Here is a 13,831-nt window from a genome sequence, read left to right as displayed (position 1 = left end):
TGACAGTAGCAGCAATCTATAAGCAAAACAATCGTTTATAAAGAAAATACCATCTACTACCACAACGACTGAGCTGACTGATCAGAGCGTTTGGCTGATCGAGACTTTTAGCTGATAATCGTGTTATCTGATTGTGCAGCACTTAACTGTTCGACCAATTTACTAAAGTGCTCGCCGCGAGCAGCATAGCCACTGTATTGATCAAAGCTGGCGCAGGCAGGTGACAGCAGCACCGCTTGCACTTGTGACAGACTGCTTGTCGTCACTTGCTGAACCGTTGCAAACGCGTTTTTTAGTGTCTGGCATTGATGTAATGCGACATCATCACTGAGTTTGGCCGCTCGCAAATGCTGCTCAATCTGTTGTCCATCTTCACCGATCAGTAGTACCTGACTCACGTATTGATTGATAAAAGGAGTTAACTCACCAAATTGCTGACCTTTACCTTGGCCACCTAAAATCAATAGCAGCTTGCCATCTTTTGGAGCATAAACCGCGCCCAATCCTTCGATAGCAGCCATCGTAGAACCGATATTGGTGCCTTTAGAATCATTAAAATAATAAATGCCAGCAGCATTAGCAACATATTGGCAACGATGCTCAAGTCCTGAGAACTGCTGCAGCGTATCCAGCATGCTTTCAATAGGCAACCCTGCAAGCTCGCCGAGCGCTAAAGCAGCCTGCGCGTTTAGCAGATTATGACGACCTTTAATCAACAGTTTGTCTGCCGATAGTAACCTTTCTGTACCGCGCGCCAGATAAGTCTGACCTTCCGTATCGGTAATAAGACCGTACTGTCCTTTATCAGGAGCGTGAATACCTGTGCTGATTCTTGGGAGGTTGTCTGCCACTAATGGACGGGTGAGCGCATCTTCACGATTAATGACTACTGATTTGGCGCCCTGAAAGATACGATGTTTGGCTTGATGATAACCAAGCATATCACCGTGACGATCTAAATGATCGGGCGACATATTGAGTACCGTCGCGACTTTTGCACCTAAATTAATAACGGTTTCTAGCTGAAAGCTAGACAACTCTAACACGGCCAACTCCATATCCGTATTATCAAGCAAAGTCAGTGCTGGCACGCCAATATTGCCACCGACACCCACATTAACGCCAGCATATGATGCCATTTGCCCAACTAAGGTAGTCACGGTACTTTTGGCATTAGAGCCTGTAATGGCTACTATCGGTACTGTACATGCGTCACAAAACAGTTGAATATCACTGACGACTGGAATATTAGCTCGGCGGGCTGCTGCCACGGCATCGGTTTCAAGCGAGATACCTGGGCTGATAATAATACGTGCTGCTTGCTGTAGTAGCTCTGCATCGATCGCCCCAAACTGACGAATTTCAATGTCAGCTGGCAGTTGATCCGCAAGCTTAGGCGCTGCTTGTGCATCTGTTACTGCTACTTGATAACCTTGCTTGGCAAGATAGTGCGCTACCGATAGTCCAGACTTTCCCAAACCGACCACGACCTGTAGACCGTTGCCCTTATGAATCAAGGTTTCTGTTGCGGTATTGGCGGTCATATCTATTCCTTCTGTTAGACGAACAAAGTAGTGTCAAGAAAAACAAGCGTGTAGCGACTTTATATGACACCCTCACGATGATAGGCATCATAACGGTATCGTTCAAATTTGGGTAATGATTTTTTATGACTTTATGCTATTATTCGCCTGTTTTTATATTTGGTAGCTAATGCTATAATGGCTGACTTGATTGGTATGTGACATTGTTATGCAATAAGGCGCTACGCCTGATTATTTTAGTTTAGCATGTTGTCACATTTATCGCGCTATTGTCACGTCTCTTTAGCACTGATTCGTGTGTGGTAACTTTATGTCAGGCAACACTCGTTGTGTGGCAAATTATTTATCACCCTCTACTACAGCAAATAATTGCTGATTCTATGCCTTATCTTGGGTGTTTTATTCAATAGCCTATTTTAAGCAACCCAGTCCAAACCATATTTTTAGGTCATCTTACTGTCTTCATCATATTTATTATTGATGAGCGTATACGCGATACCGAAAAAATGAGTAGACATACTTATTATTGACCTTGCACATTCCAACACAGCAACATGACCCAGTGCATGTTGACGTAAAAGACAAATGAATAGCTATTATTAGCGACGCGATCATTTTATAAATGAGTAATGATTACTTTTTTTGCCTCTAACCCTATGTAGTTTACTTATGACATCTTTTATTGATAACTTGCGTGACGAGTGGTTTTCCAATGTTCGCGGCGACGTTTTATCGGGCTTAGTCGTAGCCCTAGCACTGATTCCAGAAGCTATTGCCTTTTCTATTATCGCGGGTGTTGATCCAAAAGTTGGCTTGTATGCCTCATTTTGTATCGCCGTCGTGATCAGTTTTGTTGGTGGTCGTCCAGGGATGATTTCGGCGGCGACAGGGGCCATGGCTCTGGTCATGGTTGATTTGGTTGCTGATCATGGTTTGCAGTATTTGCTTGCTGCTACCTTATTATGCGGCGCCATTCAGGTTGTGATGGGCATTCTAAAGCTAGGCAATCTGATGCGTTTTGTCTCGCGCTCAGTGGTTATTGGCTTCGTCAACGCATTGGCGATATTGATATTCGCTGCGCAACTGCCTGAGCTAAACCCCATGACCGAACGTGTCGGTATGACGGTTTATATCATGACAGCCGTGGGTTTAGCAATTATTTACCTGTTCCCACTTATTCCTAAAATAGGTCGTGTGATTCCTTCTCCATTGATTTGTATCGTTGGATTGACCGCTGTTGCCATGTATATGAATCTTGATATTCGCAACGTTGGCAGCATGGGTGACTTGCCAGATTCATTGCCAGTATTTTTGCTGCCTGATATCCCATTGAATTTGACGACACTACTTATCATCGCGCCGTATTCTATTGCGCTTGCTATTGTTGGTTTATTAGAGTCTATGATGACAGCAACCATCGTCGATGAGTTGACGGATACACCCAGTGATAAAAACAAAGAATGCCGTGGTCAAGGTATGGCTAACGTGGTATCAGGGTTTTTCGGTGGTATGGCAGGCTGTGCGATGATTGGTCAGTCTATGATTAACGTAAAATCTGGTGGTCGTACGCGTCTGTCTACGTTGATGGCTGGTGTTGTCTTACTGATTATGGTGGTGTTTTTGAGTGAATGGGTCAGCCAAATTCCAATGGCTGCGCTAGTTGCCGTTATGATTATGGTATCGATTGGTACGTTTAACTGGCAATCTATTCGCGAATTCAAAACGCATCCTATGTCGTTCAATATTGTGATGCTGGCGACAGTATTGACTACGGTCTTTACTCATAACCTAGCTTATGGTGTTGGTGTTGGTGTGCTGCTATCTGCCTTGGCATTTGCCAATAAGATTGGACAGTTCTTGACCATCTTTAGCGAGTACGATGACAGTAGCAATACCCGTTACTACTATGTTCAAGGTCAAGTATTCTTTGCTTCTACGACACAGTTCTTAAATAGCTTCGATACCAAAGAAGCCGTAGATAGCATTCAGATTGATGTCAGCCAAGCACATTTTTGGGATGTGACAGCTGTGGATACTTTGGACAAACTGGTCATGCGCTTGCAACGTGAAGGTATTGATGTCAAAGTGGTAGGGCTCAACAATGCGAGTCGCACACTGATTGACCGCTTCTCTGTTCATGATCGCCGAGATATTGGCTTATTAGATTAAGCCAATATTTATCAGCCTTGCTATACGAATGCGTAACAAGGTTTGTGGTTTGATACATGGTGTGGATTGATACATGAATAGGCGGCCATAGTGGTAATCAGGGTTGAGTATGATGGTTATGCTTAGCCCCGAACTGAGTGGCTGATTTTTATTATTAAAATGATGTGGTCGTTTTATGAGTAACTTAAAACCAGATAGTGTGATTGCTTGCTTGGACTGTCCCGATCATGTTCAAGCGGTATTAGAGGCGAGTATGTGGGCTTCTACCCGTTTACAAGCACCTATTGGACTATTGCACTCTGCACCAAGCTTACAACAAAAAGCTGCGGTCAATTATTCTGGCTGTCTCAACATCGATGATGAGAATGCATTGCTTGAGCAGTTCACAAGTAAAGAGCATCTAAGCAACTGTGAGCTAAAGGCACAAGGCAGGCTGCTACTCTCTCAAGCGACCACTTATTGTGAACAGCAGCGCCGCAAGCTCAAAACGTATACCTTACATCGTCATGAACACCTAAACCAAAGTATCGATTACGTTGATGACAAAGCCCAATTGATCGTTATTGGTCATCATGTTACTTGCAAATCTACCCTAAGTCAGCTTATTAGAGTCAGTCACTGCCCCATTTTGGTGACACATGCACCATTTTTGACCCCTACTACGGCTTTATTTGCTTTTGATAACAGCCCAACGTGCCATAAACTACTCAATTGGCTATGTAAGACGCCACTTGTACGTGCCTTGACCGTACATATTGTTATGGTTGGTAGAGAAAATTCTGACAACTGTGATGCCCTGCGTGAAGCTTATGCAAAGCTCAAGCAAGCAGGTATTAAGTCTAAAAAGACACTACTCGACTGCCGTGATGTCGCAGCGGCCTTAAATTACTATCAAAATCAAAACGACATCGGTCTGCTCATGACAGGCGCCTTCGGTCAGTCTCGTCTGCGTGAATTACTACAAGGTAGCGATACCAAAAAACTGCTCGTCAGTACCAAAACGCCATATCTGCTATTCCCTAAAGCGTAAGTACACTGCTGCATACACCCCCATATATCTAAGCATAGAGCACCTGTTACCTTGCTGGCGCTCTGCTGCTTATATCTGTTTTATATTTATCTTCTGTTTATAGCTTCCTCGCAAAAATCCCTTTTGATTGCCAAACTCAAGTTAGCAAATCGTCACATGAAATACGGGGATAGCTTCCCCAAGCACTCAAAAAGTTGGTTATAATAAAGTTGTCATTAACCAAACGCTAAAGGTTGATTTACTTTTATTACGTCTATAATGAAGGCTCTCATTGTTGTACCGTCGGTTATATCCTCTATCGGAATGACGGTTATTTTTGAACGGACACGTCCAATTTACTTCCCCTTGAGTAAATTGGCACAGTTCTTGAATGACTTACCATAAGCAAGGCAGAGATACGACGATGCACCATAATGCCTCTATCAATCTGCAGCATCACACAAATAAGGAATTTTTTTATGAAGCTAATCACTGCGATCTTAAAACCGTTTAAGCTCGACGATGTGCGTGAAGCGCTTTCTGACATCGGTGTCAAAGGTGTTACTGTCACTGAAGTCAAAGGTTTCGGTCGTCAAAAAGGTCACACAGAGCTCTATCGCGGCGCAGAATACGTGGTGGACTTTTTACCTAAGGTAAAAGTTGAAGTTGCTGTGATCGACGAGATGGTCGACCCTGCTATCGAAGCCATCACTCGCATCGCTAGTACTGGCAAGATTGGTGACGGCAAAATCTTTGTTACTGCACTTGAGCAAGTCATTCGTATCCGTACAGGTGAAACCGGACCGGATGCTATCTAGATTTGAGGCCATATCTATAAAAGGAGATTTGTAGATATAGGTTCTTACAGCATTTTTATCTATCGGTCATACCGATATCTATATTGTAAATTCAAGGGGAATGTAAATGGAAAGTCAAATCTTTGAGCTCCAGTATGCGCTCGATACGTTTTACTTTTTGATCTGTGGGGCGTTGGTCATGTGGATGGCCGCTGGCTTCACTATGTTAGAGGCCGGACTGGTCCGATCAAAAAATACGGTCGAAATCTTAACTAAGAATGTCGCGTTATTTGCAACGGCCAGCATTATGTACATGGTATGTGGTTACGCTATTATGTATGGTGGCGATCTGTTCTTAAGCGGAATTGCAGGCGGTGACACCTTAGTAGAAGATGCGTTGGCAGCCTCTGCCGAAAATGGCTTTGGTGGCGACTCCGTTTACTCTGCAGCCTCAGACTTTTTCTTCCAAGTAGTGTTTGTAGCGACCTGTATGTCAATCGTTTCAGGTGCCGTTGCTGAACGTATGAAATTATGGGCTTTCTTATTGTTTGCAGTCGTCATGACTGGTGTTATCTATCCATTAGAAGGTAGCTGGACTTGGGGTGGTAACGATGTCTTTGGGTTATTTAACCTAGGTGACATGGGCTTCTCTGACTTTGCAGGCTCTGGTATCGTTCATATGGCAGGCGCTGCTGCAGCTCTAGCTGGCGTACTACTATTGGGCTCACGTAAAGGTAAATACGGTCCTAACGGTGAAATACGTGCCATTCCTGGTGCCAATCTACCACTTGCTGCACTTGGTACATTGATCTTGTGGATGGGTTGGTTCGGCTTCAACGGCGGCTCAGTACTTAAACTTGGTGATATCGCCAGTGCCAATGCTGTTGCCATGGTATTCTTAAACACTAATGCTGCTGCTGCTGGCGGTGCTGTTGGTGCCTTGATCTTAGCCCGCATCATCTTTGGTAAAGCGGATCTAACCATGCTCCTAAATGGTGCATTAGCAGGTCTAGTTGCCATTACTGCAGAGCCTTCAACCCCTTCTGCACTACAAGCCACTATCTTTGGTGTCATTGCTGGTATCATCGTCGTGTTATCAATCTTAGCTTTAGACAAAATCAAAATTGATGACCCAGTAGGTGCAATCTCAGTTCACGGTGTTGTTGGTCTATTTGGTTTGCTCATTGTACCGATCACTAACCCAGCATCTACCTTTATTGGTCAGATTGTAGGCGCCGCGACTATCTTTGCTTGGGTATTCATTGCTAGCCTAGTGGTCTGGGCAATCATAAAAGCAGTTATCGGTCTACGTATCTCTGAAGAAGACGAGTACGAAGGTGCTGACATCGCTGAATGTGGTATGGAAGCTTACCCCGAGTTTATCAGATAAGCTCTCTCACAAGCCAAATATGAGTCTTAAATGCGCTGATACTACCTACTGTAGTGTCAGCGTTTGTTCTTTTAATCGGTAAGAAAACTCCTCTATTAAACCTATAAAAAAGCACTTCTCATTGGACCTAGAAAATAAATCTAGAGTATAAAAAATCCCGCAACACCTTTCGGTGATGCGGGATTTTCTTATATCAAGTTAAGACTTGATGGCTAGATATTAATACTGGCTTATTTCTTTTTCCATTCTTGACTACGAGAGAATGGACCAATATAACCTCTTAGCTTCAATGTGTTGCCGCTTAAGTTTGCAGTCATACGGTAATCTTTACCTTTTTCAGGGTCAGTGATCGTACCACCGCTATATTTACCACCACCATCAGATTTCAGACCTTTGATAATAGTCGTACCAACGTGCTTTTTACCTTTGGCTGAATTAGTAGCAACAAGCGTACCGGTTAACACACCGTTTGACTCAGTGATTTTTACAGTACCTTTTGGCTTGCCTTCATCATATGTCTGCCAAGTCGTATTGGCAAGTGGATCAGCGGCAAAAGCCATGCTAGCGATACCAATACCAGCAACTGCTAAAGTGGTTTTTGTAAATAATTTCATAGATTGACTCCTTTCATACGATGATTGCTCGAAACATTATGTTTCCGATGTCCTATGCTTATCCTTTGCTAGAATCTTTTATTATGAGCTTTTGGATATTTACCTAATTGCTTGCGTCTTAATTGGATATTACCGCAATGACTCATAAGGTTTTGTTCAAAGATCTGAGCGACATAAGCGATGTCTTGATTCATTATAAGCAATTTTTTAAGTTTGCCTAGTAATTTTTTTATACTTTATTATTTCTGGAAAAATAAAACTATATCAAAGACTTACAGGAAAGGGTTGTCGATATCTTTGCCCAACTGGTCATCAATTTCTTTTGACTTACTGTCATTATTACTATAAAGGCTATTGACCTGAAATGCGTCAATAATCTTACTAGTTAGCTCATGTAACTGCTGGGCTTGCTCATATCCTGACGCATCTAAAGTCAGATCGATATCACCATAAATAACAATCTTGTCTTCTTGATTTTCAATAACCAGCTCGCCTATCTGCATGCTTTGGTGGTTGTTTGCGAATGGCTCAATCATGTATTCATCCTCACTATTAGTATGCTTTGGCGCAATTCTAATCTTTTATGCGTCGATATTTATAAAGCCTTTTACGCTTTTAGCTGTGCAATTAACCATTCTAAAATAGCCCATACAAATAACATCCAGTCAGGCTCTTCATCTGTAGTATCAGGTGTGTCTGAGCGCTCCCCTGCCTTTAGTGGTAAATCAAACGCTTGTGTTTTTGTTTGGATGTCTAACATTGGTAAGACATCGATACCCGTTTCAGCGGTTAACTCATCAATGCTAATAACTTCGATACGCTCTGATTCATCATTGGGTGCGTAGTACACCCCGGCTTGATTGGTTGCTGGAATATATACCGCTTTGAAAAAATGGCTAGGAACCAGTACGCGGTTCGCAAGTTGCTTGGTTTTGCTATTAGTGAATGCTACACCTGTGATGGTATAGACCTCACCGTATTGCTGCGTTAAATATCGAGTAGCCGATTCAATATTACGCCAGATATAACGATTGTTGCGCGGTGACTGCGGCGCGATATTGGCCAGACTGAAACTATCATATTGCTGACTACGCGTTGCCATGTCGGCATTGGGTGCGAGATGTCCGCGATCATAACCTGAACCTGAATAGTCAGATAATGACGCGCGTGCTGACTCCGGGAGCTTACTTTCTTCGTGAAAGCTGTCTTCACGGTCGATTTGTTTTGCTTGTTGTAGGCGTGTCCGATCTAGATACTCTGCTGACCATAGGGGTGTGCGTGATACACCAGAGTACATGACAGCAAAACCATCCATACATAGTGCTTGTGTCTGATTACTCAGTTTGGTATTGGTAAATTCAGGATAAATACCACCATAAAAAGATTGGCTACACTGGCTGAAGTCATCAGCATATGCCTGAGTAGACATACCTATCGTAACAGTCACTATCGCCGTCATCACGCTATGTTTAAGTCCACTTTTGGACTTACTGAAACTTATCATTCAACTCTCAACCATTTATACTTGCTATTACATACTTGCTATCCTAGCAGGCGGCCACCAATAAAGAAAGATAGTGCGCAAGTCGTGACATTTTAAATGGTATCCGCTATACTTAGGCGTTCAAAAAACGGTGAAGTGGGTGAGTGGCTGAAACCGCACGCCTGGAAAGTGTGTATACGTTCATAGCGTATCGAGGGTTCGAATCCCTCCTTCACCGCCAATCTTATCTATTTTGATAAAAGCCCCAGTTTTTCTGTTTTGTCTTACTCTATTCTAAATAAAATTCAAACACTTCAATAGTAAGACTGTCAGTCTATACTTGTCATTTGATGCTGCCTGAATCGTTATTATCTTATCTATCAAAAAAACCAACAATAAAGCATATTGCTGGCTCATACCATTCATCTATCGCTGCTAATATCCAAACCTACAGCTACTTACTGCCTATACATCTCTTCATTGCTTCTTTTTCACTGTCACTTAGATTCGTATATAACTTGTTCAGACCCAAATTGATGCGACATTCGCGTCTGATTTTTCGTATTTCAGCAGATACGACTGGTTTTGGAGTCGCGTCTACTGCTTCTGCAAAGGCAATACTCGGTACCATTGCATTGGCTGAGTAGCCTATTGCACTGAATAAAGTAGCAAATAGTATGAATAAGGTTTGTTTCATTGGCGCTCTCAGTCGATTTTTGAGATGATTATTTAGGACAATCAGTGGGTATTTGGCATCATTTTTTTGGTTGGAAAGCATTACTTTGAATAACTAGCGCACGTAGACGATGTTAATAATACTGTCCTTTATCATAGCTAGTCCCTATGTTAAGTAGCTTGATGAAAGTTTAAGAAAGGTAACGATTTTTGAGTTCAACCAGCGCTTACAGACATACAAGTACGCGGTAGTGACAAACGAGGAAGGATATCGATAGATAGCTTTTTATTTATAAATATATACTGAGAATAAGGATACGGCTTACAAATAAAACGTAACCGTTATACCACTGCCGCTCCAAGATAGATCTAAGATAGCTATTTTGGAGCGGCATTTATGATGGTCTTTTAAGTATTTGTTCAGCGTTTATAACGCATCTACGGTATAGCGTACGATAACTTCATTATCGAGTACGACATTGGTTGACCAAATGAATTGGGCATCTGCTTTTTCATTATCAAAAATATCTATGAAATTGGTATAAGCTTGTTTATTATCTACCCCAATGGTTTGGTTACTATAAGTAGTAGCGTTCGGCCAACTAGAGTCATCAAAGTCTGCTTGTTGCCAGTTGGTAGGCAATTCCCAATGCAGGCCATAATCTGCCGAACCGTCTTGCACATTAGCTGTGGTAACACAATTACTAGATAGGCGCTCGCTACCTGACTCACTAACACAGGATAAGTCTCTAATCGGCGCGGTATAAAAGGTTTGTGCTTTCCAGGTTTCATCGGTCTTAGCGATTATACTATTGTCTTTATCTTTGATCACAGCGACTAGACCGCCGTCTCCTGCATGAAACTCTGAGCCTTGATTACTCTCTGAACCAATGCCTAAGTTTTCTTCCCAATCTACCAAATGCATAGCAACGGTAAATGGTGCTTTTGCTTTGAAACGCACTATATTTGAATTGAACTGAGTAAATGGCACATTGTCACGTCCGACTGCCACACCATTTACATACATCTCAAAATAATTATCTGCAAAGACGTAAGCGGTATACACTTCACCATCTGCATCTATTTCAACGATGTCTGAACCATCAAGTTGAGCTAAAGCTTCACTGGCAGTGCGATAGTCGTTGCCCGTACAAGGGTTGTTTAAGTCAGACGCCACTGGGAAATCTGTATTGAGCAAATTGGTCGCTGCTGGTACTGTCCACGATTTACCGTCAGATGACTGGATACTGCCGATGTTGGTTTGACGACCACGGTCACATTCATAGGCATTTGTCACATCAGTCTGGGCAACACCTTGGGTTAAGCTAGCGGTGCCAGTATAGCTGCTGGCATCTGCACTACTTATTATTGATGCTGTCGCTTGCTCATTGGCATCGGTAGCCGCTGAGTCTATCTGAGTTTGACTACACGCTGCCAGCAATACAGCAGATACTGCCGTGGTTAGCAAAGCAGGTATTAAAATAGGTTTCATTAGGATTCCTTAGCATTATATAAGATGGTTTTTGAACTCAGCTTATTATCTCTATAACTGATCATTATCATTAGATACGTATTATTTTTTCTGTGTGTCATCAGTGCGTTTATAAGTCTGTACGGTCGTACCCTCTGGATCAATAAATTCAAAAGTATAAATATCTTTGGTCGCTTCAGTAGCGCCCCAACCATAGTTAAGCTTATGCTCTTGACCGTCATGGGTATACGTTAGACTGTATTGAGTCGGACTTATAATTTTATAATCTGTGATTTCAGCTCCGCGCAAAGGCGTCAGCGCTGGGCGAACGCCATGAGTATGTGCTTGCGGTGAAATTTCATTTTCTGGCGCTTTTGTATCTGGGTTTATAGTGACCTTACCGCGCAAACCTGCAATTAAATACGGAAACTCTGAGGTAGCATGGTATTCATAGCTGCCGTCTTCATTGAATTTGCCTAGATATTCATCAAGCTCATCATCCGTTTCACCATAGACAGGAAAGCCGTCTAGTGCATAAGCAATGGGCTTACCTGCGCCAACTTGTGACTGTAGATGGGTTGGTGCAAGATGATAGTGGTAATCATCAGCGCGTCCAGAATGCCCGCCCCAATTGTCTAATTCTCCGAATGCTTTGGCGTCCTCACCCCGATTGTTTAATGGGTTGAATATAGGAATGCCATTAGCTGCAATCGCGATGGCGCCTTTCATAAAATTGTCTTTGGCCATTAAAGGCTCATCGGCAAGCTCAGGCTGTAAGGGAATGACCCAACTGTTTTCATTGGTATAATCCTGGTCGATAGGTACTTGCTGTTGCCAACTGGTGATACCCGTCATCATTTCGTGGCTTGGAATACCATTTGATTCGATATACAGATATTTATCATCGTGATGAGTACTTACGTTATCAAATGAGCCAAATACTGACGCCATAAAATCAATATCATTGGCTGGTACTGGCAAGTGAGCGATCGCTTCTTTGGTCTTTTCACCGATATTTTGGACCGTCTCATTACTGCTACAAGCCACAAGCAAAGCAGCTGAACCCAATACACCAAAAACTGAATAAGCTACTTTTGAGGTTCGGTTTTTTTGGTGGCGTATGTTCAAAACATAAAGACAAACCAAACCACTCGCTAAGATCAAGCCGCCTAAGAGGTAGAAGAATAAAACAGAGCGCGTGTCACTGTTATCCGTTATAACAGACGTTGCCGTATTATCGGTAGCGGTAATACTAGTCTCATTTGGATTTTGGATAGCCGTCAGCTGATTGCTATCTACTAGCCTTTCAATCACTGCTAGCTGATTGATCGCTTGAACATGGGCGTTTTTTTCTAGAATATAAGCTTGATCCTCGGCTGAAAAATCCGCCAAAATAAAAGAGAGTAGCTGATGGCGACTATCGGTCAGATAAACCGTACTGTCTTCTAATTTGATAAAGTCAGCGGCGACACTAGGCTGGCCTGTGATCTGCCATTCTTTGGCAGGCAAAGTATGTGCACTAGGGTCGTGGGCGTAGGCAGAGGTCAGTGATGAAACTTGTATGGCAGTGACAATAGCAAGCAAGCTGAAAGCTTTAGCCGTTTCTGTGAGGTTCATAAAGCACTCTTGTAGGATGTAAGACCTGAAAGGCAGTAGTAGTGAAACAGGGAAAACTATCAGTTACCTGTTTAGACGTCGTAATTGTTGATATTTATTCAAAAATAAATCTCTTATATTGATTAGATAATATCAACTTTTACTTTATAGAAACTTTAAGAAGTGTTAAGTCCTATTGAGTTTTTACTATAAAAAGCACATAGAATATTCTTAGGCTCAGCGCCAAATATTATTTTGAAACCCCTAATAGCTAGACTTACCAGCTATATTTATGAAAACTCAAGTAAGATGTCGGGCAGTATATAAAACACATCATCATATTTGCACTTATCGTAAAAAGGGCAAAAAAACCGCCAGAATAATGCGTTATCTAGAAGGTGCTGAGCGTGGCGTTGATGTAAAACAGTAGCTGTTCTCTCACATATTTTCTGGTCACCAGTCCGTCAAATGGCTCAAAGCTATGTATCGATACTATATCTCCATGCATCAATACCATATTTCAGTACTCTCAATGATTATCACCTTTTGCTGAACTGTCCGTATAGATTCATAGTCTAACGTTGAGGTATGATCATAAGCATTAAATAAGCCCCTATCTTGAACAACGCTTAATTCGTCCTTACAAAAAAAATGACGCCTACTTGAGGCGTCATTTTTAGATAATCAGATATTACTTTTAAGAGCGATGTTTGTAATCATTTTTACTTTGTTTATCATTTTTATACTTGCTCTGGTATTTGTCTTGGTGCTTTTCTTGTGCTTTATGTTTGGCAGCCATTATTTTTGCTTTTTGCTGTGATACCTTTGCCTTGTTTTTGACAACCTTGTGTTTGCTATCTGCTTTTGTTTTAGCATCATGTTTTTGATGCTGTACTTGGGCGGCATGAGACTTTGAGTAATCAGGTGCCGCGTTGGCTTGACCAACCATAGACAAACAAGCGGTAGCGGCTAAAATTGAACTTACTATTATCTTTTTCATTTTATTTTCCCAGTTTCATTCATATTGATGAATAATAATTAAAGATACCTTATGACGTATCAAATAAGATATTGCGATGTCGC

Annotated in this window: 12 protein-coding genes and 1 tRNA gene; 5 read left to right on the top strand and 8 right to left on the bottom strand. The window is 42.1% G+C overall.

The genetic code is table 11. The features are described 5' to 3' along the window. Positions 1 to 107: 107 nt before the first annotated feature. Positions 108 to 1,544, bottom strand: a complete 1,437-nt coding sequence (gene murD / locus AC5JP1_RS10915) for a UDP-N-acetylmuramoyl-L-alanine--D-glutamate ligase (protein ID WP_493844135.1) — start codon at positions 1,542 to 1,544, stop codon at positions 108 to 110. A gap of 669 nt (positions 1,545 to 2,213) precedes the next feature. Here murD and AC5JP1_RS10910 point away from each other — a divergent pair. The 4 genes from AC5JP1_RS10910 (at position 2,214) to AC5JP1_RS10895 (ending at position 6,909) form a co-directional block, all read left to right on the top strand. Next, positions 2,214 to 3,713, top strand: coding sequence for a SulP family inorganic anion transporter (locus tag AC5JP1_RS10910; protein WP_493844134.1), 1,500 nt, complete (start codon positions 2,214 to 2,216; stop codon positions 3,711 to 3,713). Between the two features lie 175 nt (positions 3,714 to 3,888). Continuing rightward, positions 3,889 to 4,743 carry a universal stress protein gene (locus AC5JP1_RS10905; protein ID WP_319051987.1) on the top strand — a complete coding sequence of 285 codons (855 nt, stop codon included), beginning with the start codon at positions 3,889 to 3,891 and terminating at the stop codon, positions 4,741 to 4,743. Between the two features lie 458 nt (positions 4,744 to 5,201). Further along, positions 5,202 to 5,540 (top strand): P-II family nitrogen regulator, encoded by a 339-nt coding sequence (locus AC5JP1_RS10900; RefSeq protein ID WP_201556743.1) that lies wholly within the window; start codon positions 5,202 to 5,204, stop codon positions 5,538 to 5,540. A gap of 106 nt (positions 5,541 to 5,646) precedes the next feature. After that, the gene (locus AC5JP1_RS10895) at positions 5,647 to 6,909 is read left to right on the top strand and encodes an ammonium transporter (protein WP_319051986.1); all 1,263 of its coding nucleotides are present in this window, start codon (positions 5,647 to 5,649) and stop codon (positions 6,907 to 6,909) included. Positions 6,910 to 7,139: 230 nt separating this feature from the next. Here the strand turns inward: AC5JP1_RS10895 and AC5JP1_RS10890 are convergent, their stop codons facing one another. The 3 genes from AC5JP1_RS10890 to AC5JP1_RS10880 all read right to left on the bottom strand — a co-directional run bounded on the left by AC5JP1_RS10890 (position 7,140) and on the right by AC5JP1_RS10880 (position 9,027). Next, positions 7,140 to 7,523: a DUF2147 domain-containing protein gene (locus tag AC5JP1_RS10890; RefSeq protein WP_319051985.1), complete on the bottom strand. Its 384-nt coding sequence runs from the start codon at positions 7,521 to 7,523 to the stop codon at positions 7,140 to 7,142. A 272-nt stretch (positions 7,524 to 7,795) separates the two neighbouring features. Further along, positions 7,796 to 8,059 (bottom strand): hypothetical protein, encoded by a 264-nt coding sequence (locus tag AC5JP1_RS10885; RefSeq protein WP_443526739.1) that lies wholly within the window; start codon positions 8,057 to 8,059, stop codon positions 7,796 to 7,798. Between the two features lie 71 nt (positions 8,060 to 8,130). Continuing rightward, positions 8,131 to 9,027, bottom strand: a complete 897-nt coding sequence (locus tag AC5JP1_RS10880) for a DNA/RNA non-specific endonuclease (protein WP_493844133.1) — start codon at positions 9,025 to 9,027, stop codon at positions 8,131 to 8,133. A 129-nt stretch (positions 9,028 to 9,156) separates the two neighbouring features. Between AC5JP1_RS10880 and AC5JP1_RS10875 the strand changes: the two genes are divergently transcribed. Next, positions 9,157 to 9,247: transfer RNA gene (locus AC5JP1_RS10875), tRNA-Ser, on the top strand. A gap of 213 nt (positions 9,248 to 9,460) precedes the next feature. On the opposite strand, the gene AC5JP1_RS10870 is transcribed toward AC5JP1_RS10875, so the two are convergent. The 4 genes from AC5JP1_RS10870 to AC5JP1_RS10855 form a co-directional block, all read right to left on the bottom strand. Continuing rightward, positions 9,461 to 9,703, bottom strand: coding sequence for a hypothetical protein (locus AC5JP1_RS10870; RefSeq protein WP_493844132.1), 243 nt, complete (start codon positions 9,701 to 9,703; stop codon positions 9,461 to 9,463). A 405-nt stretch (positions 9,704 to 10,108) separates the two neighbouring features. Then, positions 10,109 to 11,173 carry a hypothetical protein gene (locus tag AC5JP1_RS10865; RefSeq protein ID WP_493844131.1) on the bottom strand — a complete coding sequence of 355 codons (1,065 nt, stop codon included), beginning with the start codon at positions 11,171 to 11,173 and terminating at the stop codon, positions 10,109 to 10,111. Between the two features lie 81 nt (positions 11,174 to 11,254). Continuing rightward, positions 11,255 to 12,769 carry a YHYH protein gene (locus AC5JP1_RS10860; protein WP_493844130.1) on the bottom strand — a complete coding sequence of 505 codons (1,515 nt, stop codon included), beginning with the start codon at positions 12,767 to 12,769 and terminating at the stop codon, positions 11,255 to 11,257. A 676-nt stretch (positions 12,770 to 13,445) separates the two neighbouring features. Next, complete coding sequence (locus tag AC5JP1_RS10855; protein ID WP_493844129.1) at positions 13,446 to 13,748, bottom strand: hypothetical protein; 303 nt, start codon at positions 13,746 to 13,748, stop codon at positions 13,446 to 13,448. Positions 13,749 to 13,831 lie beyond the last annotated feature (83 nt).

The sequence above is a fragment of the Psychrobacter sp. H29 genome, from assembly GCF_059073055.1.
This window is presented reverse-complemented; position numbering and strand designations above follow the sequence as displayed.